Here is a 25,922-nt window from a genome sequence, read left to right as displayed (position 1 = left end):
TTACTCCGCCGCGGCTTTGTCGTGCTGCCCGAACCGCCGTTCGATATAGTCGGCGACCATCTTCTCGAAATCCGCGGCAATCGATGGGCCGCGCAGGGTCGCCGCCTTCTTGCCGTCGACGAACACCGGGGCGGTCGGTGTCTCACCGGTGCCGGGCAGCGAAATGCCGATATCGGCATGTTTGGATTCGCCCGGACCGTTGACGATGCAACCCATCACCGCGACCTTGAGGTTCTCGACGCCGGGATATTGTTCGCGCCACACCGGCATGTTCTTGCGCAGGTCGGCCTGGATGTTCTGGGCAAGCTCCTGGAACACGGTCGAGGTTGTGCGGCCGCAGCCCGGGCAGGCGGCGACGATCGGCACGAACTGCCGGAAGCCCATGGTCTGCAACAGTTCCTGCGACACCTGCACCTCGCGCGTGCGGTCGCCGTTCGGCTCCGGCGTCAGCGAGATGCGGATGGTGTCGCCAATGCCTTGCTGGAGCAGGATGCCCATGGCAGCGGACGAGGCGACGATGCCTTTCGAGCCCATGCCGGCCTCTGTCAGGCCGAGGTGCAGCGCATGGTCGGATCGGGTGGCAAGCTCGGTGTAGACGGCGATCAGATCCTGCACGCCGCTGACCTTGGCCGACAGGATGATTTTCTCGCGCGCAAGGCCGATCTCTTCGGCCATTCCGGCCGACAGGATCGCCGATTGCACGATTGCCTCGCGCGTCACTTCCTGCGCCGTCAGCGGAAAGCCCTGGGCCTGGTTGTCGTCCATCAGCCGGGTCAGCAGCTCCTGGTCAAGCGAACCCCAATTGACGCCGATGCGCACCGGTTTGTCGTATTTGATCGCCATCTCGACGATCGCCGCGAACTGCCGGTCTTTCTTGTCCTTGAAGCCGACATTGCCGGGATTGATACGGTATTTGGCCAGTGCCTCGGCACAGGCCGGGTGGTCGGCCAGGAGCTTGTGGCCGATATAGTGGAAATCGCCGACCAGCGGCACGTCGATGCCGAGCCGTTCCAGCCGCTCGCGGATGGCCGGTACGGCCGCAGCGCTTTCGTCGCGATCGACGGTTATGCGCACGATCTCGGAGCCGGCACGATGCAGCGCCGCCACTTGCGCGACCGTCTGGTCGACATCGGCCGTATCGGTGTTGGTCATTGACTGGACGACGACCGGCGCGCCGCCGCCGACCATCACGCCGCCGACATCGACACCGACCGACCTGCGGCGTGGGAAGGGTGAGGAAAAATATCCGGTCATGCCGGCTGCCTTTAATCTTGAAGGTCCGGGCATGAGGTGGAGGAGCAAAGATGGCTTGTCAATGGCGACTGGCGCGCAGGCCCAGCAAATCGGAAACAACAAGATGGCAGCTTACCGCAAATCCATGGGCGTTTCCGGCAGCATAGAGACATGCCACCGGAAAGATCGCGCGCCGGGTGGCGCTTCTAGTCCTGGAAGGGTTTCAGTGCGTCGTCGGTTTCGCCTTCAGTTTTTCAATCTCGTCCTTGAGCGCCAGCTTGCGCCGCTTGAGATTCACGATTTCGAGGTCGTCTACCGACGGATGGGTCATCGCATCGTCGATTTCCCGTTCGATGTCGCCGTGTTTCCGCTGCAGCTCATCAAGATGGGATGCAAGAGACATGATTGGTTCTCCCTTTCATGGTTTCCTCGGATTGCAGCCGTCATGGCACGTCCACCGCAGGCTCGCTTCTATGACGGCATAATGACAGTGTGCCACCATCGCGCACCGATGTCGAATGCTGCGTGGTAGCATTCCACGCCAATATGAAATGTGATATGGGCTGCGCGCCGGTGCAAGAAGCCCCGGTCCCGCCCAATCAGGCCCATAGTTTGGGCGCCGCAGACGTGCAGACGGTAAAAATGTCCGATCAGGAACAGGCAGATATCCGCCTCGAATATTCCCGGCTGAAGCAGGAACACGCCGATTTCGACGCTGCCATCAATGCGATGATCGCCATGAATTGCGACCCGCTGCAGATCCAGCGCATGAAGAAAAAGAAGCTTTTCCTGAAGGACAGGCTGATGGCGCTGGAAGACAAGATCATTCCAGACATTATTGCTTGAACGAACGCCATTGTTTGAACGAACGCCGGCGGGGCCTGCTGGAAAAGCGGTTATGCCGCGATCGAAAGCCGTGCGGCGCGCTCGCGCAACAACGCTATCAGGTTGTCGGTCTTTTCGGTCGAGGTATCGATCGGAACCACCAGGCACATCGTCGCCTCGACCCTGCCCGGCGCTGAAAAGACCGGCGCGGCCAGGCATTTCGTGTAGGCATCGACAAGGCCGGAGGTGACGCAGTAGCCGGCCGACTTGGCGACGGCGATGTCGTCTATGAAATCGTCGAGTTGCAATCTGCGGCCGTCCGGCAGCACGAGATCGTCCTCGGAGACCATATCCTCAATCGCTGCCCTGTCGAAGCCGGCGAGGAGCAGTCGCCCGGAAGCTGTCCAGGGGAGCGGTATTTGCAGACCGGTCGCCGAGCTGATCCGGAATGGCCTCGTCCCCGGGCTTGAATGGACGATGGTGTAGCGGCCGCTTTGCAGCATGCACAACTCCGAGGTCTCGCCGGTCTCGCGTGACAGATGGTCGACTTCCTGGCGCCCTCGCCTGAGCAGGTCGTTGCCCCGCACATAGTCCATTCCGTAGAGATAGAGCTTCTTTCCGAAATAGACCCGATTGCCGTCTCCGGCCATTTCCAGCAGGCCTGCGTCGACCAGCGAGCGCACAAGCGTATAAGTCGTCGAACGCGGCGCGTTTACCCCCTTGGCAAGATCGCCGATGCCGATCGCGCGCTGGGTCGCGTGAAGAAACTCCAAAATCTGGAGGACCCGGTTGAGGCCCTTCTCCCGAGAACCCGAGTTCTTGTCTTCGTCCAGACCGGCGTCAGGTCGAGCGGCCAAGGCATTACCTTCTTGCATTATCGATCCCTGATGTTAATCTGTCTTGTACAGAGTACAGGCGTCTCTTGTAAGGGACAATGATGTCAGTTGCAACTGATGCCTGTACTGCTGGTCCAAAGGGGAACTCAACACGAAAGGAGGTCGCCGTGAACGACACATCCAAAAGGCGTGAATTTCTGAAACTGGGAATGGCCGGGCTTGCAACGGCCGGAGTGATGAGCGCCGCTACCGCGGTCGACGTTCAGAAAGCGGCGGCCCAGGCAGCGCCGGACAGCCTGCTGCGCACCGTCCTCGAGCGCGGCAAGGTGATCGTCGGCACCGGCAGTACCAATGCGCCCTGGCATTTCGAGAACGACGCCGGCGAACTGGTAGGCATGGACATCACCATGGGTCGCATTCTCGCCAAGGGGCTTTTCGACGATCCGACCAAAGTGGAATTCGTCATGCAGGATCCGGCTCAGCGCATTCCGAACGTGACCACCAACAAGGTCGACATCACCATCCAGTTCATGACCATGACCGCCCAGCGATCGCAGCTGATCCACTTCTCCCGACCCTACTACGTCGAAGGCATCGCCTTGCTGACCCTTCCGAACGCCGAAAACAAGACCTTCGACAAGCTGCTTGCCGGCGGTTCGGCGACGCGGATTTCCATCCTGCAAAATGTCGATGCCGAGGCTAACGTGCATATCGTCCTGCCGGAGTCGCAGGTGATGCAGATAGACACGCAGGCCAACGTGCTGCAGGCCTTGGAATCGAAGCGCGTCGACGCCGCCGCGGTCGATCTGTCAACGGTGCGCTGGCTCGCCTCGCGCAATCCGGATAAGTACTTCGATGCCGGCAAGAGCTGGTTCTCGATGCTTTATGGTGCCGCGCTGCGGCAGGGCGACCTCGACTGGCTGACCTTCGTCAACCAGACCTTCACCATCGCCATGTTCGGCCATGAAACGGCACTCTACGACGCTGCGTTCAAGGATTATTTCGGACAGGAGCCGCCGGCGCGCCATCCCGGTTTCCCGGTCATTTGATGCAAGCAGGCGGAAGGACAACGTCCTTCCGCCTTCTCTCATCGCAGCCCTCCATGACGAGGACGCATGGGTTATACTCTCAACTTCAACCTTATCTGGCGGCATTTCGACAAGCTCTGGGGCGGACTGCTGTTAAGCCTCGAACTGGCCGTCATCTCGATCGCGATCGGCATCGTCATCGGGCTCGTTCTGGCGGTCTGGTACGTGTCGGCCGGACGTGCGGTGCGGACCATCATCGCGGGGTATGTCGAGTTCATCCGCAACGTGCCGCTGATCCTGCTCGTCTATCTGGTCTTCTACGGCTTGCCGACGGTGGTCGACATTGCCTACAGCGCGCAAACCTCATTCATTGCCACGCTGTCGCTCTACAGCGGCGCCTACCTGGTCGAGGTGTTTCGCTCGGGGCTCGAGGCGGTGCCGCGCGGTCAGCTCGACGCCGGCAAGGCAATCGGCCTGACACCATGGCAAAGGCTGCTCGATGTGCGCCTGCCGACGATGCTGCGCATAATCCTGCCGGCGCTTTCCAACACATTCATATCGCTCTTCAAGGATACGTCCGTGGCGTCGGTCATCTCGGTACCCGAACTCACCTATGGCGCCCAGTGGATCAACTTCAACACGTTCCGCATTGTCGAAGTCTATCTGGTGGTGACGGCAATGTACCTGTTGACCGGCTACACGCTGCTTTTCGCGCTGCGGCTCGTCGAGCGCCGGTTCAAGGCGGCGCGCTGACATGCTGAGCCAGATCATCTACGCCTTGCCGTTCCTCGCCGAAGGCTTTGCCGTAACCTTGTGGGTGTCGCTGCTGGTCGTGGTGTTATCGCTCATCGCCGGCGTGCTGATGGGCGTCGGCCTTGTCTATGGTCCTTTTCCGCTGCGCTGGGCAGTGCGCATTTTCAGCGACACCATACGCGGCATTCCGATCCTGGTGCTGATCTTCTTCGTCTATTACGGCCTGCCCGCGGTGGGGCTGCATCTGGAATCCTTTTGGGCGGCCGTGTTCGCCCTCACCCTCTTCAAGACCGCACAAGTCGTCGAGTATCTCAGGGGCGCCGTCGGCTCGATTCCCAAGGGTCAGTCCGAGGCGGCGATGGCGATCGGACTGACCTTTCGCCAGCGGCTGGCCTACGTCATTTTTCCGCAGGCGTTCAGGCGCTTCCTGCCACCCTGGATCAATGGCGTCACCGACGCGGTGAAGGGCAGCGCGCTGGTCTCGTTGCTCGGCATCACCGACCTCATGCAGGCAATCAACCAGGTCATCGGCCGCACCTATGAGGCGATGCCACTCTACATTCTCGGTGCGCTCGTCTACTTCGCCGTCAACTACGCCCTCTCCTTGGCCAGCCGGCGGCTGGAGCGGCGTTTCTCCTTCATCCGGGAATAGCACGATGTCCAACGCCTCGCACCAGAATCCGGCACTTCTCGATGTCACCGAGGTTTCCAAAGCCTTTGGATCCGTCGAGGTCCTGCGCTCCGTCAGCCTGCAAGTGACGCGCGGCGAGGTCGTGACTATCATCGGCCCCTCCGGCAGCGGCAAGACCACGCTACTGCGCTGCGTCAACTTCCTGGAGAGCTACGACAGCGGCTCGATCCGTATCGACGGCAAAGAAGTCGGCTATCGCGAGACGGGAACACGCCAGCGACGCAGCGAGCGCGACCTGGCGGCGATGCGAGCCGAGACCGGAATGGTGTTCCAGAGCTTCAATCTGTTTCCGCATTTGACTGCGGCCGGCAACATCATGCTTGGCCTGCGCAAGGTGCGCGGCAAGAGCAATGCCGAGGCCCGCACCATTGCCGAGCACTGGCTCAGCCGCGTAGGCCTCGCCCACAAAGCCGACAGTCTGCCGGCCGAGCTTTCCGGCGGCCAGCAGCAGCGCGTCGGCATCGCCCGCGCCGTGGCGATGGAGCCGAAGATATTGCTTCTCGACGAGATAACCTCGGCGCTCGACCCCGAACTGGTTGGCGAGGTGCTCGAGGTCGTGCGCAGCCTCGCCGAAGACGGCATGACGATGCTGATGGTCACACATGAAATGGCTTTTGCGCGCGACGCATCGAGCCGCATCGTTTTCATGGCGGATGGCGGCGTCAGTGCCGTCGGACCACCCGCCGAGATTCTGGCGGCGGGGTTCGACAATGAACGCCTTCGCAGTTTTCTGGCGCGGTTTCGCGCCTCGCATTTTTGACATCGGACGGCGAAAGCTGTCGCAAGGAGCTTTTATGACGCCTTACACCCGGCTCGCGGAATTGGGCCTGACACTGCCCGAGCCGCCGAAGCCCATCGCCAACTTCGTCACCTATGCCGAGAGCGGACGGCTGATCTTCCTCTCCGGCCAGGGGCCGTTGCGCGCCGATGGCGCGCTCTGCACCGGCAAGGTCGGCGAGGATGTCAGCGTTGAAGAGGCCTACGGGCATGCGCGTCTGACCGGCCTGAACCTGCTCGCCGTCATGCATGCGGCGGCCGGCGACCTCGGCCGCATCGTGCGCGTCGTCAAGCTGCTTGGCTTTGTCAATGCGACGCCGACATTCAGCGAGCACCCCAAGGTGGTGAACGGCTGTTCCGATCTTTTCGCGGCCGTCTTTGATACGCTTGGCGGACATGCCCGTTCCGCGATCGGTGTCGGCTCGCTGCCGGGCAACATCACAGTTGAAATCGAGGCGGTCGTCGAGATCGCCGCCTGAAATCTTAAACAGGATCTACAGAGATGACGACCTATGCCGCTGACCGTTCCAACACGACAATCCGCGAACGACTTGGCCTTCGCCCAATCATCAATGTCTCCGGCACGATGACGGCACTCGGTGCTTCGATCATCGTGCCAGAAGCGATTGCCGCAATGTCGGAAATGGCCTCGCAATGGGTCGAGATGGACGATCTGCAGCGCGCCGCAAGTAGGGTGATTGCACGCCTTACCGGCGGCGAGGCCGGCTTCATCACCGCATGCTGCGCCAGCGGCATAACAATGGCAATTGCCGGCGCGATGACCGGGACCAGCCTTCTTGCGATCGAGCGGCTGCCGGACGACACCGAGGGCCTCAAATCGGAGGTCATCGTTCAGCTTGGTCACATCGTCAATTACGGCGCGCCGATCGACCAGTCGATCCGGCTTGCCGGAGCCAAGGCAGTGCCTGCCGGCACGGTCAGCGTCACCCAGGATTATCATGTTGCCGAGGCGATCCGGGACCGGACGGCGGCAGCCCTCTACGTCGTTGCGCACCACACCGTGCAATACGGCATGCTCTCGCTTGAGGAGTTCTGCGAGATTTGCCACGCCAAGGGCGTGCCGGTGATCGTCGACGCCGCCTCGGAATACGATTTGCGTGGCTTTCTGGCGCGCGGCGCCGACATTGTTGTCTACAGCGGGCACAAATTTCTCTCAGGGCCGACAAGCGGCATCGTTGCCGGCCGCAAGGATCTGGTACGGGCCGCCTATCTCCAGAACCGCGGCGTTGCGCGCGCCATGAAGGTCGGCAAGGAGAGCATTGCCGGCACCATGGCGGCCCTGGAAGCCTGGGAGCGGCGCGACCATGCCGGCATTCGCCAGCGGGAAGAAGCCGCACTGCATCTGTGGCAAACCGCATTGCAGGACCTGCCTGGCATCGAGGCACGTATCATTCCAGATCCGACCGGAAATCCTCTCGACCGCCTGCAGGTGTTTGTTGCGCCGGAAAGCCGCTTCACCGCCGCCGGCCTCGCCTCGGCGCTTGCGGCGGGTTCGCCGCCCGTGATCGTGCGCAACCACGAGGTCGAGCGCGGTCACTTCTTCCTTGATCCGTGCAATCTCCATCCCGGCGAGGCGGAGATCGTTGCCGAACGCCTGCGGGCGGTATTGAGTGCTGCCGATCGGCCCACCGATGCGATGAAACCCGCTCGCAAGCAGTCCGCCGGAGCGCTGCGCTGGCCGGACTAGACATCGCCAGAGCGTGGTCGAGCCAGTGCCTTCCAGCACCGGCTTCGCATCGGGCCAGTGCGCCATCACGGCAGTGTGAATGAACTTTTAGTCTTCGGGCGGAATAAACCACCCCGCCCATTGGTCTCCCAAACAGACGCCATTTCCGGCGTGCAGGAGACCGGTATGATCCACCACCACGACAATGAAGCTGACGGCATCAGCCGCCGTCATGCACTGGAATGCATGATCTGGGCCGGCACGGGAGTGCTGTGGACAATTTCGGCCGGCGTGCCGGTCTCGCTCAGCCTGCTCGGTGCGTCGCAAGCCGCCGAGGCCTTGGCCACCGGCTTCACTTTCCTCCAGATCTCCGACAGCCACATCGGCTTCGACAAGGCTGCCAACCCGCACGCCATCGACACGCTGAAGGAGGCCATCGGCAAGATCCAGGCGTTGCCGCAAAAGCCCGCTTTCATGATCCACACCGGCGACATCACCCATTTGTCGAAAGCCGCGCAGTTCGACAACGCTGCCCAGATCATCGGCGGCGCAGGCTTCGACGTGCATTATGTGCCCGGTGAGCACGACCTGATCGATGACGGCAATGGCCAGGCCTATCTCGACCGCTACGGCAAGGGCACCAAGGGCGCTGGCTGGTATTCGTTCGACCAGAACGGCGTCCATTTCATCGGGCTGGTCAACGTCGTCAACCTGAAGGCTGGCGGGCTGGGCAATCTCGGCGCCGACCAGTTGGCATGGTTGGCCGATGATCTGAAGGCGGTCACCGCCTCGACGCCAATCGTCGTCTTTGCCCATATCCCGCTATGGGCTGTTTATCCCGAATGGGGCTGGGGCACCGACGACGCGGCGCAGGCCTTGGCGCTGCTCAAGCGCTTCGGCTCTGTCACCGTACTCAACGGCCATATCCACCAGATCATGCAGAAGGTCGAAGGCAACGTTACCTTTCATACCGCGCGCTCGACCGCTTTCCCGCAACCGGCGCCGGGCACCGCAGCCTCACCCGGGCCGATGACGGTACCTGCCGGCCAGTTGCGCAGCCTGCTCGGCACAAGCAGCGTGACAGTCAAGCAAGGCGGGCAGGACCTCGCCATCATCGACAGCACGCTGGCCTGAGGGGAAATGCGATGATCCGCTTCCCATCCCGCGTCTTGGTCGTATCCCCTGTCACGTTCGGTTTGGCGGCGATCCTGATAATGGTTGCCATGCCACTGAACGCAGCAGGCCAGCCAATGGTCAAGATCGAGAACTTTGCCTTCACGCCGGCGGTGCTGACGGTAAAGCAGGGCACTACCGTGACCTTCGAGAATGACGACGACATCCCGCATCTGGTGGTCGCCAACGATGCCTCGTTTCGCTCCAAGGCGCTTGACACCGGTGACACATACGCCTTCACCTTCACCAAAGTGGGCGACTATGCCTATTTCTGCGGGCTTCACCCGCACATGCAGGGCAGGATCACCGTCGCTCCATGAGGATTTTCGGAAGGTTCTGCCCGGGATGCCGGGCGATGCGACGGTGTTGAACCAAGAGGCCGCGACCGAGCGCTTTCGCGAGGTGGTTCTGCCTCATCTCGCGGATGCGCTTGCGCTTGCCCGCTGGCTGACCGGCAACGCCGCCGACGCGGAGGATGTGGTGCAGGAGGCCTGTTTGAAGGCGCATGCGGGCATCGCCGGCTATGCCGGCGGCAATGCGCGCGCCTGGCTGCTGGCGATCGTGCGCAACGCCTCTTACTCCTGGCTGGCGCGCAACCGGCCGCGCAGTATCGTCGCCGTCGGCGACCTGAGCGACCTCGATGACATGACGGCTGCATATGGCGCCGGCCTGCCGGATACGGATAGTCCTGAGGCAAGCCTGATCGCCAAGGCCGACACGGCCGCACTCGAGGCGGCGATCGCCGCGCTGCCGCACCAATTTCGCGAGACTGTGGTGCTGCGCGACATCAACGGCCTCAGCTATCGCGAGATCGCGACGCTGCTTGGCGTGCCGCTAGGCACGGTGATGTCGCGGCTGGCGAGAGCGCGCGGTCTGCTGATATCCCAACTTGGGAGGGCGCCATGAGCGCGCACAACGATGGACTGCCCGATGACCCGGCGGGCGTGGAACTGATGATCCATGCCTTGGTCGATGGCGAGCTCGACGCAGCGGCAGCATTGGCGGTCGAGCGGCGCATTGCCGCCGATCCGGCGCTCGCGGCCGAGCATGCCCGCATCGTGGCGCTGCAGTCCGCTGTCGGCAGGCTGGCGCTGCCACAGGTCAGCGACGCCCTCAATGCGCGCATCGCGGCGATCGGCGCGACTGGCGAGGCACAGGCTCGGCCGGCGCCGACGCGGCCGCCGCAAACCGTGCCAACCCACATGCGGCCAACCCAAACGCGGCCGGGCCGCTTCGGCGCGTTCGACTGGCGCGCAATGGCGGCATCGATCCTCGTCACCGCCGTGCTGGCCAGCGGCGTGACGCAATGGGTGATGCTCAGCGGGGCGCCCGACAGCTTTGCCGCCGCAGTCGCCAGCGGCCATCGCCGCAGCCTGCTGGCAGCCAGCCCCGTGGACGTCGTCTCGTCGGACCGGCACACGGTCAAACCCTGGCTGGATGGCAGGGTCGGCCTGTCGCCGCCGGCACCTGACCTTGCCAGTGACGGCTTCGCGTTGCTCGGCGGCCGGGTCGAGGTGATCGCCGACCAGCCAGTGCCGGCACTGGTCTACAGGCACCGCGAGCACCTGATCACTCTCGTCGCGGCGCCCGAGGAAACCGGCTCGACAACCGCGCCGGTCGATCTTTCTACCGGTGGCTTCTCGCTGGTGCACTGGAGCGACAGCGCCTTTTCCTATTGGGCGATTTCCGATACCGAACGGCCTGAACTTGACGACTTCGTCAACCGCTTCCGAGCAGCGGCCGCCCGATGACAGACCGACCCTGTCCATGTGCGTAGCCACGGAGACGGCACAAGCGGCTTTGCCGTTTCCAGCCATCCTTGCGGCTCCCCTCGATTTCAGCTAATGCGCGCTTTTGCCGCCGGAGAGCAGAAGCTTGGACGATCACCGCGCCGACGTCGCCATCATCATGGGCAGCCAGTCCGACTGGGCGACGATGCGCCACGCCGCCGAAACGCTGGAGGCGCTTGGAATTCCGCACAAGCGGCTGATCGTCTCGGCCCACCGCACGCCCGACCGGCTCTATGACTTCGCCAAGGGCGCCAAGGCGGCCGGCTACAAGGTGATCATCGCCGGTGCCGGCGGTGCGGCGCATCTGCCCGGCATGACGGCGGCGATGACGCCGCTGCCGGTGTTCGGCGTGCCGGTGGAATCAAAGACGCTGTCGGGCCAGGACTCGCTGCTATCAATCGTGCAGATGCCGGCCGGCATTCCGGTCGGCACTTTGGCCATCGGCAAGGCCGGCGCTGCCAATGCTGCCCTTCTGGCCGCCGCGGTGTTGGCGCTGAGCGACGAAAAGCTCGCCGCCCGGCTGGATAGCTGGCGCGCCGCGCAGACCGCCAAGGTGGCCGCCGAGCCCACGGACGCGCCGTGAGCCTGCCGGCGGGATCGAGCATCGGCATCATCGGCGGCGGCCAGCTTGGCCGCATGCTGGCGATGGCCGCGGCCCGCCTCGGCTACCGCATCGTCGTGCTGGAGCCGCAGCCGGATTGCCCGGCGGCACAGGTTGCCAACCGGCAGATCGTCGCTGCCTATGACGACGCGGCCGCGCTTAGCGAGCTGGCTGCGGCCAGTGCCGTCGTTACTTATGAATTCGAGAACGTACCGGTCGCGGCCGCCGCGGCACTTGCCTCTACGGTGCCGGTCTATCCGCCGGCACGCGCACTGGAAGTGGCGCAGGACCGGCTGGCGGAAAAGAAATTCCTCAACGGCATCGGCATACCGACCGCCGATTTCAGCCCCGTCGACAATGACGAGGAACTGACGGCTGCGCTGAAAAAGTTCAACGGCAGCGGCATATTGAAGACGCGCCGCATGGGCTATGACGGCAAGGGCCAGCGTGTCTTCCGCAACATGGAAACAGGCGGCTTTGCCGGCACTTGCGAGGCGATGGGCAACGTGCCGTTGATCCTGGAATCCTTCGTCACCTTCGAGCGCGAGATTTCGGTGATCGCCGCGCGCGGCAGCGACGGCTCGCTCGCCGCCTACGATCCAGCGTGGAATGTCCATCGCAACGGTATTCTTCACAGCTCGACACTGCCGGCCGGAGTAAAATCCGAGACGGCGGCTGCGGCTCAAACGGCGGCGGCGGAGATCCTTGCAGCGCTCGACTATGTCGGCGTCATCGGCGTCGAATTCTTTGTCCTTGCCGACGGTTCGCTGTTGGCCAACGAGATAGCGCCGCGCGTCCACAATTCCGGCCACTGGACGGAGGCCGCCTGCACCATCTCGCAATTCGAGCAGCACATCCGCGCCGTCGCGGGCCTGCCGCTGGGAAATCCCGCCCGGCAGTTCGACTGCGTCATGGAAAACCTGATCGGCGACGATGTCAGGCGCGTTCCTGAGCTGCTCGCCGAGCCCGATCTGATGCTGCACCTCTATGGCAAGGCCGAGGCGCGGCCCGGCCGCAAGATGGGCCATTTTACGCGCGTGAGCCGCCGCAGCTAGAGCATGATCCCGAACCGAAGGTCCGCGCTAGCGAAAAGTGGAATCCGGATTTCGGAAAAGATCATGCTCAAACACAAAGTTAGAACCTACGCTTACTGGATTTCGCCGCTCTCGTCCTCGTCGGGGCTGGCGCAGCTAACATCGCCTTCCGCGCAGGTCGAATCGGCGGTGAGCTGCTTGGTGCGATCGTCGGTCAGCCGCGTCAGGCATTCCGATATCAGCATCGGATAGATCGAGCCGCCTTCGCTGTCCGCGGCCGAATAGCTGCATTCCGCGTCGCGAAAAGCGATCCAGGCGCGCTGCGCCGTCTGCAACAGCTTCCTGGCTTTTGCGTCAGTTCCGCCGATGAGATCCTGGTAGGCCTTGTTGAGCTTGGCGTCGGCGGATTTGTAGTCCGCGTCGGCGCAGATGTTCATCATCTGCTGGCTGTCGTCGTTGCGGTCGCATTCCTGGGCATAGGCAACAGAACCTGCCGCGAGGACGACAAGACAGGCGGACACAAGAATTCGGCGCATGACGATCTCCAATTCGCAACCGCATCATTCCAGCCGTCTCAAGCTTGCGCAACGCCAGTGGCGGATATTTGATGATACGAAACGGTCCGTATCGTTTAGGCAACGCGCTTGCGGTTGACACGGGCAACGCTCCTCGTCTATGAGCCACGCACAGTTCAAAGGCGCGTCTGTGGGCGCGCCTTAATAATTCGGCCCGTGACCGGGCCCAGACCGACGGGCAAGACCATGAAAATCAAGAATTCGCTCAAGGCGTTGAAGGCGCGTCACCGCGACAACCAGCTGGTTCGTCGCAAGGGCCGCGTCTACATCATCAACAAGACCGCGCCGCGCTACAAGGCGCGCCAGGGTTGAGTTTTCGACGGAGGCTGCGCGCCTCCGTTCGCATGATACGACTCTCACGCTAAATTCAGTTTGACGATCCGGCGTCGGGGGCTAGATTCCCGCGATGCGGATTCTTTTTGCATTTTTCACGGCTTTCCTCGTTTCCGGCGCTGTCTCGCTGCCGGCGTGGGCTGAAGATCCGACCACAACTCCGCCGACAGCACCTCCGGTCGTCAAGACGAAACAGGCGCGGCTCGATCAGCTGTTTGCCGATCTCAAGCGCGAACGCAATGAAAAGGCGGCCGAGCGCATCGCCGGACGCATCGGCAGCGAGTGGTCCCAGTCGGGCAGCGCCTCTATCGACCTGATGATGCAATGGTCGCAGAAGGCGATCGAAACCCAGAAATTCGATGTTGCACTCGATTTCCTCGATCAGGTGGTGACTTTGCAGCCGACCTATGCGGAAGGCTGGAACCGGCGCGCCACTGTTCATTTCATGATGAAGAACTACGGGAAGTCGATGGCGGACATCGACCGCACCCTGCAGCTCGAACCACGCCATTTCGGCGCGCTTTCGGGCCTGGCTCAGATCATGGCCGAAACCGGCCACAAGCAGTCGGCACTTGAGGCCTGGCAGCGCGTGCTCGGCATCTACCCAATGATGCGCAGCGCCCAGGACCAGGTCGCCGCACTTTCCGAGGAGCTTGCCGGCGAAGGCATTTGAGACCAGTAAGGGAGTAGGGGGAATAGGGTAGTATGTGAGAGGTGCAGATTGCACTGTGGAACACATGCGCCCTACTCCCCTACTCCCCTACCCCCTACCCCCTACTCCCTACTCCCCTATAGGCCCGATCTATGCCGTTTGCTTCCGTGACGAGTTTCTCCACAAGGGCGGCGGCCGGCATCTCCCGCAGCTTCGCAACGCCCTGCCCGGCCCAAATGGGCAAGAAGTCAGCCCGCTTGCTTTCATCCTTTGCCATCGAAAGTGGCATGACCAGACTCGCCTGCAGCGGAAACGCCAACGCTGCATCTTCCTCACCAGCCATTTCCATCACAAACTGGTTGCGCACCACGCGCGCTGGGCGGCCAGTGAAGCAGCGAGTCACCGACGTGCTCTCGTCGTTGGCCGAGCGCAATGCTACGCGATAGACTGGCTGCACATTGGCTTCAGGACAGGTCAGGAAAGCCGTGCCGATCTGCACACCAGATGCACCAAGTGCAAAGCTGGCAGCAATGCCGCGACCGTCGAAGATACCGCCGGCGGCAATTACAGGCACCCGCACGGCATCAACAATCTGCGGTACGAGTGCCATAGTGCCGGCTGTGCCGATAGCAGGGTCGCCAGTGAATGTGCCGCGATGCCCACCCGCCTCGTATCCCTGGGCGATAATGGCGTCCACCCCTCCTGCCTCAAGCTGGCGCGCTTCCGAGACGGTGGTGGCCGAACACAAGACAGTACAGCCGGCCGCCTTCAACTGCTGCACAATTGCGGTGTCGGGTAGACCGAAGTGGAAGCTGACCACCTTGGGGCGCAGCTCGAGCACAATTTCGAGGCGCTCACGATCGAAGGTGGGGAAGGGCTCGCCCGGCTCGGGCACCGGTCCGAGGCCGACCTCCTCATAGCAGCTGCGAAGGCGGTCTCGCATACTTTGGGCTGCCGCATCATCGTGTATCGGCGCCGGGTGCGCAAAGAAGTTGACGTTGATCGGACGATTGGTGGCGTGCTGTGTCGCCGTGAGCTGCTCGCGGATAGCCGCCGCAGGCAGAATGCCGCATCCGAGCGAGCCAAGCGCCCCGGCATTGCTGACTGCCGCCGCCAGTTCCGGCGTGGTGATGCCGCTCATCGGCGCCTGGATTATCGGGTGCTCAATGCCGAGGAGTTCCAGAAGATCAGTGCGCATCCACATTGGATCACCCTCCTCTTTCTCCCAGGAGAGATTACCTTAACTGACTTCCAGCTCAAGATCGGATAGGGCCTTCGAACCGCTTCACGGCCGGCCACAGGCTGATGCAAGCTGGCGGAGTTCGGCGTTGATCGCAGCCCAACTGCCGTCAATGCACCGGGCCGCCGCGTTTACGACGCGCCATGCAGCCGGCCTATCCGGCAGCCGCGGCCGACATTAGCGGCCGACTTCCGATCCGACATAGGCGATGCGCAGCATGTTGGTCGAGCCCGGCGTCCTCAACGGCACGCCGGCCGTGATGATGACGCGGTCGCCCGGCTTGCCGAAACCTTCATCGAAGGCGATGCGGCAGGCGCGGTCGACCATGTCGTCGAGGTCGCTGGCGTCGGGGGAAACGACGCAATGCGTGCCCCACAACAGCGACAGCCGCCGCGCCGTGTTGAGGATCGGCGACAGCGCCACGATCGGCACTTGCGGCCGCTCGCGCGCGGCGCGCAAGCCGGTCGTGCCGGACGCGGTATAGGTGATGATCGCCGACAGCTTCAACGTCTCGGCGATCTCGCGGGCGGCGAGCGAGATCGCGTCGGCTCCGGTCGCTTCCGGTTCCGAGCGTTGCGCGTTGATAATTCCGGCATAGGTCGGGTCGGTTTCGACCTTGGTGGCGATCCGGTTCATCATCGCCACCGCCTCGACCGGATAGGCGCCGGCGGCGGACTCCGCCGAAAGCATGATCGCGTCGGCGCCTTCAAACACGGCGATCGACACGTCCGACACCTCGGCCCGCGTCGGCACCGGCGCGGTGATCATCGATTCCAGCATCTGCGTGGCGACCACCACCGGCTTGCCGGCACGGCGCGCGGCGCGGGTGATCTGCTTCTGAATGCCAGGCACGGCTTCGAGAGGCATCTCGACGCCGAGATCGCCGCGGGCGACCATCAGCGCATCCGAAAGCTCGATGATCTCGGCCAGCCGGGCGACGGCCTGCGGCTTTTCGATCTTGGCCATGATCAGCGCCCGGCCGCGTGCGATCTTGCGCGCTTCGGCCAGGTCCTCGGGCCGCTGCACGAAGGACAGCGCCACCCAGTCGACGCCGGTCGCCAGAACCGCGTCGAGATCCCGGCGGTCCTTTTCCGTCAGCGCGCCGACCGGCAGGTCGGTGTCGGGCAGGCTGACGCCCTTCTTGTCGGAAATGGTGGTGCCGGCGACGACGGTGCAGACGATCGCCTTGCCGTTGCTGCTGACCGCCTTGAGCTCGAGCTTGCCGTCGTCGATCAGCAGGCGATGACCAGCCTCGACCGAACGCAGGATTTCGGGATGCGGCAGGTAGACCCTCGTCGAATTGCCGGGCTCGGGATTGTCGTCGAGCGTGAAGGTCTGACCGACGGTCAGCACCTCTTTGCCGTTGGCGAACTTGCCGACGCGCAGCTTTGGCCCTTGCAGGTCGGCGAGAACGCCGATCGGCCGGCCGACCGCCTCCTCGACGGCACGAATGCGGCCGACAAGCGTCCGCATCAATTCATGGTCGGTGTGGCTCATATTAATGCGGAACACGTCGGCGCCGGCTTCGAACAGCTTCTTCAGCATCTCCTCGGACGAGGAGGCCGGACCGATGGTGGCGAGGATCTTGACCTTGCGGCTGCGTCTCATTGACTGTTTGTTCCCGGGGCGGCTGGAGCGCCATCCGTTGCGGGCTCGTCAGTCAGCTGGACCATCCAGCTTGCCTGCTCGCCCGTGTCATATTCCTGGAATCCGGCGCGCTGAAAGCCCCGGGCGACGCAATCGGTAACGCCGGCGATCTTGAACTCTTTTTCGGCCACGCACATGTTGATCGGGCCATCCCAGCGTCCGCCGCGCTCGGCGTCTTCTGCATAAAGATAGTAAAACCTTGATGACAACGGTCCCTCGATCAGCGTCTTGCAGCTCGATCCTTCGATGTGCCACCAGCCTTCGGTGATCCAGCCGGCTTTGGCGCGATAGCCGATGCCGACACCGACCAGGTTCTGCGTGGCGTTGCAGACCCGGAAATCGGCCCGTGCCGGCGAGGCCGAAATCACCGCGAAAAGAGCCATGGCCGGTATCAGGAGCGGCATGGCCAAGGCATGGCGCACATGCAGCCTGCCGGCGAAACCCATCCTGAAACCCCTCAAGAACCACATTTGCATCTCTCAACGCCCCTTTTCGGAAAAGTCCGTACGCATGTCAACGCGCCGATCTGTCCAATTCCAATCGATTTAGAAGGCTCTGGCGCGCTTGCCGTCGCCCCTGCTCAGTTTTTTGGCAGAAACCGTGGCCAAACAACGGCATTGCGCAAGCGTTCTCTTCGTGGAATGACGATACCACCCTCCCCGAAAGCCAGCGAACAGACCTTTCCCGCCAATGACCCGATCCACAGTTTTCGCGCCTTTCGATATCGTCGAAGGCGATCGCAAGCGCGGCATGGTGCTTCTCGCCGATCACGCCCGCCGCGACCTGCCGGAGGAGTATGGCAGTCTCGGCCTGCCGGCGGCGGAGTTCGACCGCCACATCGCCTACGACATCGGCGTCGAGACTGTAACCCGCGAACTCGCAAGTCTGCTCGGCGTTCCGGCGGTGCTTGCCAATTTTTCGCGACTGCTAATCGACCCCAATCGCGGCGAAGACGATCCAACGCTGATTCGCCAGCTCTATGACGGCACCATCATCCCGGGAAATTATCCCATGGCCCCGGAGGAGCGCGAAAGACGGCTGGATCGCTTTTACCGCCCCTATCATGATGCCGTCGGCGCCATGATCGCCTCTGTGGCGCGAGCATCCGCGCAGGCACCCTTCATCTTTTCGGTGCATTCCTTCACACCGACCATGCAGGGCTTCGTGCGGCCGTGGCACGTCGGCATATTGTGGGATCTGGACGACCGCGTTGCTCGGCCGCTGATCGACATGCTCGCCGAGGACAAGAGCCTCATCGTCGGCGACAACGAACCCTATGACGGCGCACTGCGCGGCGATACCATGTTCAGGCACGCCATCGTCAACGGCTTTGCCCATGCGTTGCTCGAGGTCCGCCAGGACCTGATCGCCGACCGCAAGGGTGCCCTCGCCTGGGCCGAACGGCTGGCGCCGATCGTTGACGCGATAGACCGACGTGCCGATATACATGCGGTGAAAATATTCGGCTCGCGCACCGGGCCGGTATGATGAGGCCCAAGGGAGGCCAACATGACATGACCGAACTCAGCGAAGAACAAAAGCGCGATTTCGAAGCCGCTGCCTTCCGTCGGCTGGTCGCGCATCTGCGCGAGCATTCCGACGTGCAGAACATCGACCTGATGAACCTCGCTGGCTTCTGCCGCAACTGCCTGTCCAACTGGTATCGCGATGCGGCGCAAGCCGAAGGTGTCGAACTCAGCAAGGAACAGTCGCGCGAGATCATCTACGGCATGCCCTATGCCGAGTGGCAGGCACTGAACCAGGTCGAAGCCTCCGACGCCAAGAAGGCCGAGTTCGAGGCAAGGCGCCCTAGGGATCACTAGGGAGGACGCCGTGCCTAAGATTGACGTTGCCGACGTGCCCGGACGCAAGGGCTCATCCTATCCACCGCCGTTCGATGCACCCTGTGCCGAACGCGTGCGCCAGCGGCTAGGCAACGCAGGCGGGCTCACCGACTTCGGCATCAATCTCATGCGCCTGCCGCCGGGCAACTGGTCGAGCCAGCGCCACTGGCATTCGCACGAAGACGAATTCGTCTACGTGCTTGAAGGCGAGCTGACGCTCGTCGAAGATGCCGGCGAGACGGTGCTGCGCGCCGGTGATTGCGCGGCCTTTCCGAAAGGATCAGGCAACGGCCATCACATGATCAATAAATCGGGCGCGATGGCGATCTATCTCGAAGTCGGTTCGCGCTGGCCCGACGACGTCGCCACCTGCTCCGACATCGACATGATGAGCACCAACGCTGACGGCCGGTTTGTGCACAAGGATGGCGCGCCTTATGCCGAGCCGTAGGGATTTCGGAGTGGACCGCCGAGATGGTTGGCCGATGCGAGAGGACGTAGCGTCTGGTCCAAGCACTTTCGGCGAAGAGCGCTTGACTGTGAATTGAATCGATCTAATTTGCCGCGCAACGCCATTTCCGGACCGGATTCTACCCGATGGACGCGCAGAAAATCACGCAGATCGCGATTCGTGGACGCTGGGCAGTGGCCGGCATCTTCCTCGCCAACGGCTTCTTGACCGGCAGTTGGGCGCCGCAGATCCCGGTGTTCCTGACGCGACTCGACATTTCGAAGTTCACGCTCGGCTTGCTGATTCTGTTGTTCGGTGCCGGCGCCGTCACTGCCATGACTTGGTGCGGCCATCTGATCTCGAAGCATGGCTCGCGCACGGTGCTGCGCTGGTTCGGACTTGCCGGCAGCTTCGGCCTTTTGGTTGTGGCTCTGGCCCCCAACGTGCCCCTTGCAGCCATCGCCATGTTCATCTTCGGCGGTTCGATCGGCGGCATGGACGTCGCCATGAATGCCAATGCAGTGGCAGTCGAACGGCGGCTGTCCCGTGCCATCATGTCGTCCTCGCACGGCTTCTGGAGCCTTGGCGGTTTCGCTGGCGGCGCTTTGGGCGGTTTCGCCATCCAGAACTACGGTCACCTCGCCCATGCGACAGTGGTGACGGCTCTTGCCTTTGCCGTAATCGCCGTAGCGATCTGCTACCTGATCGCCGAGGACAAGCACCCGGTCGCCGAGCACCACAAATTCGCGTTGCCGGCAAATCCGCTGGTCTATCTGGTCGGACTTATGGCGCTGCTGACGATGATCTCCGAAGGCGCGGTACTCGACTGGGCAGCGCTGTATCTCCGGCAGGAACTCGGCGCCGATCTTGCCGTCGCAGGCCTGGCCTATGCCGCCTTTTCCGGTGTCATGGCCGTCATGCGCTTCCTCGGCGATGGCGTCCGCAACCGTTTCGGTGCCGTTACGACGTTGCGTGCCTCGGCCCTTGCCGCTGCCGCCGGCATGCTGGTGGCCGGGCTGGCTCCCTCGCCTTGGCTGGCCATTGCCGCCTTTGCCTTTTGCGGCCTCGGCATTGCCAACATGGTGCCGATCATCTTTTCGGCCGGCGGCAACCAGGAGGGCATGGCGTCCGGCACCGGCATGAGCGTCGTCACCACAATGGGTTACTCAGGCATTCTGGTGGCGCCGTCGGCGATCGGCTTCATCGCCGAGCACTCGAGCTTCGGCCCGATCTTCGTCGCTCTGTCCGGGCTGCTGGTCGTCGTGCTGGTGATGGCCGGCCTCGCTCACCGTGCCGAATTCGCTGCCGAGCCTGCACCGGCTGAATAGCGCTTGAACTCTTCGTAGAGGAAATCCGCGACGCGGCGGATGCGGACGCTGGTACGCACGTCGCGGTGCATGGCCAGCCACACCGGCAGCGTCGGCAGCGGGAGACCCGGCAGCACTGTCTCGACCAGCGGATCACGGTCGGCGAGCGGCTCCTGGCCAAAGCCGATGCCGTTTCCCGCCCGCACCGCTTCCCACAGCACGATCTGATTATCGGTCCTGAAGCGGAAGGCATTGCGGGCGAGCGGGACGCCGAACTGGGCGAAGCCGCGAATGATCTCATCGCCGCGGTCGAAGCCGACCAGATCGTGGCCGGCCAGATCGCGGGCCTCGCGCGGACGGCCACGCCGGTCGAGGTAGGATTTTGCCGCGCAGGCGCGGAGCGGAATGTCGGTCACCTTGCGCGCGACCAGTTCATTCTGCGCCGGCTTGACCATGCGAATGGCGATATCGGCGTCGCGACGCAGCAGATTCTCGACCTGGTTCGAGGCGACGATCTCGACCTCGATGCCCGGCTCCTCGGTCCCAAGCCTCGCTGTGATTTCCGGCAGCACATAGGCCGCCACCACTTCGCTGGCGGCAATGCGCACCGTACCCTCTATCGCCTCGACCGATCCCAGCGCCAGCAGCGAAAAGGCGCTCGCCTGCTCGCTCACCGCGCGACCCCGTTCAAAGAGCGTACTGCCTGCTTCCGTGAGCGCGTAGCCACGCCGCCCGCGCCGGAAGAGCGTGACGCCGAGCGCCTGTTCCAGCTCGGCGATGTGGCGGCCGAGCGTCGGCTGGCTTGCGGCAAGTTTTCGTGCGGCCGCCGACAGGCTGCCGGTCTCCGCCACCGTGACGAAACTCTTGATCAGGTTCCAGTCAATATCCATTCAAAATTGAATATCACATCGCCAATCGTAGTCAATTTCCATTCGTTTGCGGAGAGACAATATTGGGATCGTAACGCAACACGGAGACGAACCATGACCACGATCGCAATTCTCGGCGCCAATGGCCGCCTCGGCCGCACGGTGGCCAAGGCCTTCATCGATGCCGGCTACGATGTCCGTGCCATCACCCGCAGCGGCAAGGTGCCGGCCGAGCTCAAAGGCGCCACGGCGATCGCCGGCGACGCGCTCGACCGTGCTGCGCTGATCCGCGCGACCGAAGGCGTCGATATCATTTTCAACGGCCTCAACCCGCTCTACACCGACTGGAGCAAATGCCTGCCGATGGCCGAGAATGTGATGGCTGCCTGCCGGGCGAACGGCGCGCTGCATCTCTTCCCGGGCACCGTCTACAATTACGGCTCGCAGATGCCGGCGGTGATCGCCGAAGACACGCCGTTTCGCCCGACGACGGAAAAGGGCCGTATCCGCGTCGCCATGGAAGATCTGTTTCGCCGCGAGGCCGACGCGGGTCTGGTGCGCACGATCCTGCTGCGCGCTGGTGATTTCTTCGGCGGCACCGGCAGCGGATCGTGGTTCGATCTGGTTGTTGCCGCCAAGATGACCAAGGGCGTCTATACCGCCCCAGGGCCGGTCGATCTCGTGCATGAATGGGCCTATCTGCCCGACTTGGCCAAGGCCTTCGTCGGGCTGGCTGACAATCTCGACAAGCTCGGCTTCTACGAGGCGCTGAACTTTCCCGGCCATGCGGTGACCGACCTGCAGATCAAGGCGGCCGCGGAGAAGGCGCTCGGGCGCTCGCTGAAACTGACGTCGATGCCGTGGTGGGTGCTGCGTGCCGGCGGCCCGTTCGTGGCGATGTGGCGCGAGATCGTTTCGATGTCCTATCTCCGCTTCGAGCCGCACCGGCTGGTTTCAGGCAGGCTGGAAAGCGTTATCGGTACGATCCCGCACACGCCGCTGGAAAATGCGGTGTCGGAAGCGCTCGAGGATATCGGCATCGCCACGCTCAAGACGACGCAAAAAGCTGCCTAACAACAAACCAAAAAAAGGCGGATGGCCTCACGGTCATCCGCCGCTGGTCGGGGAGGAAGGTTGCGTTCAGATCCGGCCCATCAACAGCAGCACCAGGACAACGATCAGGATGACGCCGACGATGCCTGATGGTCCGTAACCCCAGGACCGCGAATGCGGCCACGCCGGAACCGCGCCGATCAGAATAAGAATAAGGATAATGATGAGAATGGTGCTGATCGTCATCAGAAAATCCTCGCTTTGAGGTTGCAATGACGGAACAATGCAGAAGGCCGCCCATTGTTCCCGGGCGGCCTTGCTTGATCAGGACGGCGAGCCGGACTCTATTCGGCGGCCTTCGGGAAGGCGATCGCCGGTTCGGCGCCCAGATCGGCGTCCAGGCCTTTCGACGGGATTTCGGCCTTGCGACGCCCGAACAGGCGGCTGAACCAGCCCCGACGCGCACCGGGTTTGACCTTGGCGCGAGTGAACACCATCAGCATCGACGGCGTCACCACCAGCGTCAGCACGGTGGCGAAGGACAGGCCGAAGACGATCGCCGAGGACAGCGAAATCCACCATTGCGTCGACGGCGCGTTGATCGTCGTCTCGTGATGGAAGATTTCGAGGCCGAGGCCGAAAGCAATCGGCAGCACGCCGAGGATCGCCGACACCGCCGTCAGCACCACCGGACGGGCACGTTCGCGGCAGGTCTGCAGAACGGCTTCGTATTTGTCCCAGCCCTCTTCGCGCAACCGGTCATAGGTGTCGATCAGCACGATGTTGTTGTTCACCACCACTCCGGCCAGCGCGATGACACCGATGCCCGACATGACGATGCCGAATGCCTCTCCCGTCAGCAGCAGCCCGAGGAACACGCCGATCGTCGCCATGACCACGCAGGACAGCACCAGCCAGACGCTGGTGAACTTGTTGAACTGCGCCAGAAGCACGATGAAGATCAGGAAGATCGCCGCACCGAAGGCTTTGCTGAGGAAGGCACCAGCCTCTGCGCTGTCCTCATTCGAACCGGCAAGCTTCCAGCGAATGCCGCTGCTGAGGTTCATGTCGGCGACAGCTTTGGTGACCTCCTGCTGGACGGCAGCCACCTGGGCGCCGGCAGCGACGTTGGCCTGGACGACCACAGTTCGCGCGCCGTCGATGCGGTTGAGGATACCGACCGTCGGCTCTGGCTTGCGCACGACGAAGTTCGAGATCGGCACCGAGCCTTGCGCGGTCTGCACCCGCAGTTCGTCGAGCGTCGACAGCGTGCGCCGATCCTCGGGCAGGCGCAGCCTGATGTCGACTGCATCGTCGGCGCCAGCGGGCCGGTATTCGCTGAGCTTCAGCCCGTTGGTCACCAGTTGCACCACCGTTCCGACCGCGGTTGGGCTGATGCCGTACTGCGCCGCCTTGGCGCGATCGACCTCGAGCGCCCAGTCGACGCCGGGCGGCGCCAGGCCGTCGGAAATATCGATGACGCCGGGCACCTTGGCTATGCGCGCGGCGACGGCGCGGGCCTTGTCGTCAAGGCCCTTCGGATCGACGGCCGAAAGCCTGATCTGGATCGGCTTGCCGGTAGGCGGGCCGGCTTCCGGCACGCGAACCTCGACGTCGACACCGGGAATGCCGGCCATAACGCCCCGCAGTTCGTCCAGGATTGAGTTCGCCGATTTACGCTCGCGCCAATCGACGAATTCGTACTGGATCACGCCAACCACGTCTTCCGGAACATCCTGGCCGCCGCCCTGCGTCTTGCCGACACGGGTATAGACAGACTTCACGCCCGGCCAACCGAGCAGCCGATTTTCCGCGGTCTTGGTGGCCGCGTCCATTTCGGCAAGCGAAAGATTGCCGCGGGCGTGGACATAGAGCAGGCCGTAGTCAGGCTCGACATTCGGGAAGAATTCGACGCCGGCACCGAATTTCGAATAGGCGTAGCCGACGCCGAACAACAGCACCACGGTGAGGACAAGCACGGTGATGGGATAATGCACCGCCTGCTTGACCACGGCCATGTACCAGCCGTCGCGATTGTCGTCGGGGTGATGGGCCGGCGCCTTGGCAAATATCGCGCCCAGCGTCGGCGCGAAGACCAGCGCATAGAGCATCGAGGCCGAGAGCGTCACGATCAGCGTGATCGGCATGTATTTCATGAAGTCGCCGATGATGCCCGGCCAGAACAACAGCGGCGAGAAGGCGGCAATGCGCGTCATCGTCGCCGCGATGACCGGGCCGGCCATGCGCTTGGCGGCAAGCGCGAACGCTTGCTCCTTCGGCATGCCCTCGCTCATGCGGCGCTCGGCGAATTCGGTGACGATGATGGCGTCGTCGACCAGCATGCCGACCGCCAGGATGAGGCTGAACAGCACGATCATGTTGATCGTGTAGCCCATCATTGCCAGCAACAGGATGCCGATCAGGAAGGATGATGGGATGGCCAATCCGATCAGCAGCGAGGCACGGCCAGACAGCGCGTAGAGAATGACGATGAACACCAGGATCACGGCGATCATCACGTGGTTCTGCAAATCGCCGAGCAACTGGTTCACGAAGACGGACTTGTCTTGCGTGTAGGTGACGTGCATGCCCTCCGGCATCGTCTTGATGAAGGCGTCGGACACCTCCCTGACCTTGCCAATCGTATCGATCAGGTTGGAGCCGATGCGCTTCTTCACCTCGATGGCGATCGCCGGCTTGCCGTCGAGGCGGGTGACCGTCTCGGCGTCCTTGAATGTGGAGCGGATGGTGGCAATGTCCTTGGCCTGCACCACCGCATTGGGGCCGGCGACGACCGGAAGCGCCGCCACATCCTCTGGTGTCTCGATAAGCGAGGGCACCTTGACCGCGTATTTGCCCTCGGATCCTTCGATGTTGCCGGCGGCGACAAGACTGTTGGAAGCGCCGACCGCACCGATCAACTGGTCGAGCTGCAGCCCGTAGGAAGACAGCTTCATCGGATCGATGACCACTTCGACGAGGTCGTCGCGCGCACCCTGCAGCGAGCCCTCGAGCACGCCAGGCACTTCCTCGATGCGGTCGCGCAGCTCGCGCGCCGCCGCCGTCAGCACGCGCTCGGGCACCTCGCCCGACAGCGTCACGACCAGGACGGGGAACTCGGAGATGTTGACCTCGGAGACCACGGGCTCCTCAGCCGCTTGCGGCAGGTCGGCCTTGCCGTCCTGCACCTTGCTGCGTGTGTCCTGCAGCGCGGTGGCGAGGTCCGTCTGTGGCTGGAATTCGACGAGCACATAACCGCCGCCCTGGAAGGCGGCCGACCGCATCTCCTTCAGGCCCTTCAGGCTCTTCAGCTTGGCTTCCATCGGCCGCAGCAGGAGGCGTTCGGAGTCTTCCGGCGAGATGCCCTGGTAGATCAGACTGACATACATCATCGGAATCGGAACGTCGGGTTCCGCTTCCTTCGGCGTCGACTGGTAAGCGACCGCACCGGCAAGGATGAGAAAGACCAGGACCGAAATGGTCAGCCGGGCATTGCTGATTGCAAGTTTGACGATGTCCATGA

General features: G+C 63.1%; 30 protein-coding genes. 20 read left to right on the top strand and 10 right to left on the bottom strand.

Annotated elements, in window-relative coordinates; genetic code table 11:
• Together ispG and NKH30_RS08120 are read right to left on the bottom strand one after the other, a co-directional pair.
• On the bottom strand, positions 1-1,254 hold the full coding sequence (ispG, locus tag NKH30_RS08125) for a flavodoxin-dependent (E)-4-hydroxy-3-methylbut-2-enyl-diphosphate synthase (RefSeq protein WP_352452483.1): 1,254 nt from the start codon (positions 1,252-1,254) through the stop codon (positions 1-3).
• 202 nt (positions 1,255-1,456) lie between these two features.
• Positions 1,457-1,636 (bottom strand): YdcH family protein, encoded by a 180-nt coding sequence (locus NKH30_RS08120; protein ID WP_023678481.1) that lies wholly within the window; start codon positions 1,634-1,636, stop codon positions 1,457-1,459.
• Positions 1,637-1,875: 239 nt separating this feature from the next.
• Here NKH30_RS08120 and NKH30_RS08115 point away from each other — a divergent pair, with 239 nt between their 5' ends.
• Positions 1,876-2,079, top strand: a complete 204-nt coding sequence (locus NKH30_RS08115; RefSeq protein ID WP_023678480.1) for a YdcH family protein — start codon at positions 1,876-1,878, stop codon at positions 2,077-2,079.
• 50 nt (positions 2,080-2,129) lie between these two features.
• Here NKH30_RS08115 and NKH30_RS08110 read toward each other — a convergent pair whose 3' ends face one another.
• Complete coding sequence (locus NKH30_RS08110; RefSeq protein WP_352768256.1) at positions 2,130-2,915, bottom strand: IclR family transcriptional regulator; 786 nt, start codon at positions 2,913-2,915, stop codon at positions 2,130-2,132.
• Between the two features lie 146 nt (positions 2,916-3,061).
• On the opposite strand from NKH30_RS08110, the gene NKH30_RS08105 reads away from it, so the two are divergent.
• From NKH30_RS08105 to NKH30_RS08050, 12 genes are all read left to right on the top strand, one after another.
• Positions 3,062-3,943, top strand: a complete 882-nt coding sequence (locus NKH30_RS08105) for a transporter substrate-binding protein (RefSeq protein WP_031212143.1) — start codon at positions 3,062-3,064, stop codon at positions 3,941-3,943.
• A 66-nt stretch (positions 3,944-4,009) separates the two neighbouring features.
• Entirely contained in the window at positions 4,010-4,675 is a 666-nt protein-coding gene (locus NKH30_RS08100; protein WP_352994826.1) for an amino acid ABC transporter permease, read from the top strand.
• Position 4,676: 1 nt separating this feature from the next.
• Positions 4,677-5,327: an amino acid ABC transporter permease gene (locus NKH30_RS08095; protein ID WP_352589866.1), complete on the top strand. Its 651-nt coding sequence runs from the start codon at positions 4,677-4,679 to the stop codon at positions 5,325-5,327.
• A gap of 4 nt (positions 5,328-5,331) precedes the next feature.
• Positions 5,332-6,126, top strand: coding sequence for an amino acid ABC transporter ATP-binding protein (locus NKH30_RS08090; protein WP_352767659.1), 795 nt, complete (start codon positions 5,332-5,334; stop codon positions 6,124-6,126).
• 34 nt (positions 6,127-6,160) lie between these two features.
• Positions 6,161-6,622, top strand: coding sequence for a RidA family protein (locus NKH30_RS08085; RefSeq protein WP_352817731.1), 462 nt, complete (start codon positions 6,161-6,163; stop codon positions 6,620-6,622).
• Between the two features lie 23 nt (positions 6,623-6,645).
• Entirely contained in the window at positions 6,646-7,851 is a 1,206-nt protein-coding gene (locus NKH30_RS08080) for an aminotransferase class V-fold PLP-dependent enzyme (protein ID WP_352540267.1), read from the top strand.
• 168 nt (positions 7,852-8,019) lie between these two features.
• Positions 8,020-8,964, top strand: a complete 945-nt coding sequence (locus tag NKH30_RS08075; RefSeq protein WP_352452518.1) for a metallophosphoesterase family protein — start codon at positions 8,020-8,022, stop codon at positions 8,962-8,964.
• A gap of 11 nt (positions 8,965-8,975) precedes the next feature.
• Entirely contained in the window at positions 8,976-9,323 is a 348-nt protein-coding gene (locus tag NKH30_RS08070) for a cupredoxin domain-containing protein (protein WP_352540268.1), read from the top strand.
• A 25-nt stretch (positions 9,324-9,348) separates the two neighbouring features.
• Positions 9,349-9,909, top strand: a complete 561-nt coding sequence (locus NKH30_RS08065; protein WP_352817726.1) for a sigma-70 family RNA polymerase sigma factor — start codon at positions 9,349-9,351, stop codon at positions 9,907-9,909.
• A complete protein-coding gene (locus NKH30_RS08060; RefSeq protein ID WP_352540269.1) occupies positions 9,906-10,754 on the top strand; it encodes an anti-sigma factor family protein in 849 nt (282 codons plus the stop codon). Before NKH30_RS08065 ends, NKH30_RS08060 begins: the two co-directional genes overlap by 4 nt.
• Before the next feature lie 124 nt (positions 10,755-10,878).
• Complete coding sequence (purE, locus tag NKH30_RS08055) at positions 10,879-11,376, top strand: 5-(carboxyamino)imidazole ribonucleotide mutase (RefSeq protein ID WP_023678468.1); 498 nt, start codon at positions 10,879-10,881, stop codon at positions 11,374-11,376.
• A complete protein-coding gene (locus tag NKH30_RS08050; protein WP_352540270.1) occupies positions 11,373-12,449 on the top strand; it encodes a 5-(carboxyamino)imidazole ribonucleotide synthase in 1,077 nt (358 codons plus the stop codon). The genes purE and NKH30_RS08050 overlap by 4 nt, the downstream gene beginning before the upstream one ends.
• Positions 12,450-12,541: 92 nt before the next feature.
• Here NKH30_RS08050 and NKH30_RS08045 read toward each other — a convergent pair whose 3' ends face one another.
• Entirely contained in the window at positions 12,542-12,964 is a 423-nt protein-coding gene (locus NKH30_RS08045; protein WP_352540271.1) for a lysozyme inhibitor LprI family protein, read from the bottom strand.
• 225 nt (positions 12,965-13,189) lie between these two features.
• Here NKH30_RS08045 and ykgO point away from each other — a divergent pair, with 225 nt between their 5' ends.
• Both ykgO and NKH30_RS08035 read left to right on the top strand, forming a co-directional pair.
• Entirely contained in the window at positions 13,190-13,315 is a 126-nt protein-coding gene (gene ykgO, locus NKH30_RS08040; protein WP_006327841.1) for a type B 50S ribosomal protein L36, read from the top strand.
• Positions 13,316-13,409: 94 nt separating this feature from the next.
• On the top strand, positions 13,410-14,009 hold the full coding sequence (locus NKH30_RS08035) for a tetratricopeptide repeat protein (RefSeq protein WP_352471168.1): 600 nt from the start codon (positions 13,410-13,412) through the stop codon (positions 14,007-14,009).
• Between the two features lie 94 nt (positions 14,010-14,103).
• Here the strand turns inward: NKH30_RS08035 and NKH30_RS08030 are convergent, their stop codons facing one another.
• The 3 genes from NKH30_RS08030 to NKH30_RS08020 form a co-directional block, all read right to left on the bottom strand.
• A complete protein-coding gene (locus tag NKH30_RS08030; protein WP_352994822.1) occupies positions 14,104-15,192 on the bottom strand; it encodes an NAD(P)H-dependent flavin oxidoreductase in 1,089 nt (362 codons plus the stop codon).
• Positions 15,193-15,405: 213 nt separating this feature from the next.
• Positions 15,406-16,836, bottom strand: a complete 1,431-nt coding sequence (pyk, locus tag NKH30_RS08025; RefSeq protein ID WP_352454861.1) for a pyruvate kinase — start codon at positions 16,834-16,836, stop codon at positions 15,406-15,408.
• Entirely contained in the window at positions 16,833-17,279 is a 447-nt protein-coding gene (locus NKH30_RS08020; RefSeq protein WP_352471303.1) for a DUF1036 domain-containing protein, read from the bottom strand. The genes pyk and NKH30_RS08020 overlap by 4 nt, the downstream gene beginning before the upstream one ends.
• 286 nt (positions 17,280-17,565) lie before the next feature.
• Here NKH30_RS08020 and NKH30_RS08015 point away from each other — a divergent pair, with 286 nt between their 5' ends.
• The 4 genes from NKH30_RS08015 to NKH30_RS08000 all read left to right on the top strand — a co-directional run bounded on the left by NKH30_RS08015 (position 17,566) and on the right by NKH30_RS08000 (position 20,498).
• Positions 17,566-18,363, top strand: coding sequence for an N-formylglutamate amidohydrolase (locus tag NKH30_RS08015; RefSeq protein ID WP_352768280.1), 798 nt, complete (start codon positions 17,566-17,568; stop codon positions 18,361-18,363).
• A gap of 26 nt (positions 18,364-18,389) precedes the next feature.
• Entirely contained in the window at positions 18,390-18,698 is a 309-nt protein-coding gene (locus tag NKH30_RS08010; protein ID WP_352471171.1) for a DUF1244 domain-containing protein, read from the top strand.
• A 10-nt stretch (positions 18,699-18,708) separates the two neighbouring features.
• Positions 18,709-19,170 (top strand): cupin domain-containing protein, encoded by a 462-nt coding sequence (locus NKH30_RS08005; protein WP_352994819.1) that lies wholly within the window; start codon positions 18,709-18,711, stop codon positions 19,168-19,170.
• Positions 19,171-19,316: 146 nt separating this feature from the next.
• Positions 19,317-20,498 carry an MFS transporter gene (locus tag NKH30_RS08000; RefSeq protein WP_352994816.1) on the top strand — a complete coding sequence of 394 codons (1,182 nt, stop codon included), beginning with the start codon at positions 19,317-19,319 and terminating at the stop codon, positions 20,496-20,498.
• On the opposite strand, the gene NKH30_RS07995 is transcribed toward NKH30_RS08000, so the two are convergent.
• Positions 20,456-21,367 (bottom strand): LysR family transcriptional regulator, encoded by a 912-nt coding sequence (locus NKH30_RS07995; protein ID WP_352452500.1) that lies wholly within the window; start codon positions 21,365-21,367, stop codon positions 20,456-20,458. The two genes, NKH30_RS08000 and NKH30_RS07995, sit on opposite strands and share 43 nt — an antisense overlap.
• 93 nt (positions 21,368-21,460) lie before the next feature.
• On the opposite strand from NKH30_RS07995, the gene NKH30_RS07990 reads away from it, so the two are divergent.
• The gene (locus NKH30_RS07990) at positions 21,461-22,420 is read left to right on the top strand and encodes an SDR family oxidoreductase (protein ID WP_352994813.1); all 960 of its coding nucleotides are present in this window, start codon (positions 21,461-21,463) and stop codon (positions 22,418-22,420) included.
• A 66-nt stretch (positions 22,421-22,486) separates the two neighbouring features.
• Here NKH30_RS07990 and NKH30_RS07985 read toward each other — a convergent pair whose 3' ends face one another.
• Both NKH30_RS07985 and NKH30_RS07980 read right to left on the bottom strand, forming a co-directional pair.
• On the bottom strand, positions 22,487-22,645 hold the full coding sequence (locus tag NKH30_RS07985; RefSeq protein ID WP_023678456.1) for a DUF3309 family protein: 159 nt from the start codon (positions 22,643-22,645) through the stop codon (positions 22,487-22,489).
• A gap of 98 nt (positions 22,646-22,743) precedes the next feature.
• Positions 22,744-25,920: an efflux RND transporter permease subunit gene (locus tag NKH30_RS07980; protein ID WP_352452502.1), complete on the bottom strand. Its 3,177-nt coding sequence runs from the start codon at positions 25,918-25,920 to the stop codon at positions 22,744-22,746.
• Positions 25,921-25,922: the final 2 nt, after the last annotated feature.

The organism is Mesorhizobium sp. M1273 (assembly GCF_040318195.1).
Taxonomy (GTDB): Bacteria; Pseudomonadota; Alphaproteobacteria; order Rhizobiales; family Rhizobiaceae; genus Mesorhizobium.
Note: the sequence above shows the minus strand (reverse complement) of the source record. Positions and strands in the feature narration are given on the sequence as shown.

Coding starts and splice junctions, on each gene's coding strand:
- ispG (WP_352452483.1), bottom strand. CDS start 1,254: ATGACCGGATATTTTTCCTCACCCTTCCCACGCCGCAGGTCGGTCGGT.
- NKH30_RS08120 (WP_023678481.1), bottom strand. CDS start 1,636: ATGTCTCTTGCATCCCATCTTGATGAGCTGCAGCGGAAACACGGCGAC.
- NKH30_RS08115 (WP_023678480.1), top strand. CDS start 1,876: ATGTCCGATCAGGAACAGGCAGATATCCGCCTCGAATATTCCCGGCTG.
- NKH30_RS08100 (WP_352994826.1), top strand. CDS start 4,010: ATGGGTTATACTCTCAACTTCAACCTTATCTGGCGGCATTTCGACAAG.
- NKH30_RS08095 (WP_352589866.1), top strand. CDS start 4,677: ATGCTGAGCCAGATCATCTACGCCTTGCCGTTCCTCGCCGAAGGCTTT.
- NKH30_RS08090 (WP_352767659.1), top strand. CDS start 5,332: ATGTCCAACGCCTCGCACCAGAATCCGGCACTTCTCGATGTCACCGAG.
- NKH30_RS08085 (WP_352817731.1), top strand. CDS start 6,161: ATGACGCCTTACACCCGGCTCGCGGAATTGGGCCTGACACTGCCCGAG.
- NKH30_RS08080 (WP_352540267.1), top strand. CDS start 6,646: ATGACGACCTATGCCGCTGACCGTTCCAACACGACAATCCGCGAACGA.
- NKH30_RS08070 (WP_352540268.1), top strand. CDS start 8,976: ATGATCCGCTTCCCATCCCGCGTCTTGGTCGTATCCCCTGTCACGTTC.
- NKH30_RS08065 (WP_352817726.1), top strand. CDS start 9,349: ATGCCGGGCGATGCGACGGTGTTGAACCAAGAGGCCGCGACCGAGCGC.
- NKH30_RS08060 (WP_352540269.1), top strand. CDS start 9,906: ATGAGCGCGCACAACGATGGACTGCCCGATGACCCGGCGGGCGTGGAA.
- NKH30_RS08045 (WP_352540271.1), bottom strand. CDS start 12,964: ATGCGCCGAATTCTTGTGTCCGCCTGTCTTGTCGTCCTCGCGGCAGGT.
- ykgO (WP_006327841.1), top strand. CDS start 13,190: ATGAAAATCAAGAATTCGCTCAAGGCGTTGAAGGCGCGTCACCGCGAC.
- NKH30_RS08035 (WP_352471168.1), top strand. CDS start 13,410: ATGCGGATTCTTTTTGCATTTTTCACGGCTTTCCTCGTTTCCGGCGCT.
- NKH30_RS08030 (WP_352994822.1), bottom strand. CDS start 15,192: ATGTGGATGCGCACTGATCTTCTGGAACTCCTCGGCATTGAGCACCCG.
- pyk (WP_352454861.1), bottom strand. CDS start 16,836: ATGAGACGCAGCCGCAAGGTCAAGATCCTCGCCACCATCGGTCCGGCC.
- NKH30_RS08020 (WP_352471303.1), bottom strand. CDS start 17,279: ATGCCGCTCCTGATACCGGCCATGGCTCTTTTCGCGGTGATTTCGGCC.
- NKH30_RS08015 (WP_352768280.1), top strand. CDS start 17,566: ATGACCCGATCCACAGTTTTCGCGCCTTTCGATATCGTCGAAGGCGAT.
- NKH30_RS08010 (WP_352471171.1), top strand. CDS start 18,390: ATGACCGAACTCAGCGAAGAACAAAAGCGCGATTTCGAAGCCGCTGCC.
- NKH30_RS08000 (WP_352994816.1), top strand. CDS start 19,317: ATGGACGCGCAGAAAATCACGCAGATCGCGATTCGTGGACGCTGGGCA.
- NKH30_RS07995 (WP_352452500.1), bottom strand. CDS start 21,367: ATGGATATTGACTGGAACCTGATCAAGAGTTTCGTCACGGTGGCGGAG.
- NKH30_RS07990 (WP_352994813.1), top strand. CDS start 21,461: ATGACCACGATCGCAATTCTCGGCGCCAATGGCCGCCTCGGCCGCACG.
- NKH30_RS07985 (WP_023678456.1), bottom strand. CDS start 22,645: ATGACGATCAGCACCATTCTCATCATTATCCTTATTCTTATTCTGATC.
- NKH30_RS07980 (WP_352452502.1), bottom strand. CDS start 25,920: ATGGACATCGTCAAACTTGCAATCAGCAATGCCCGGCTGACCATTTCG.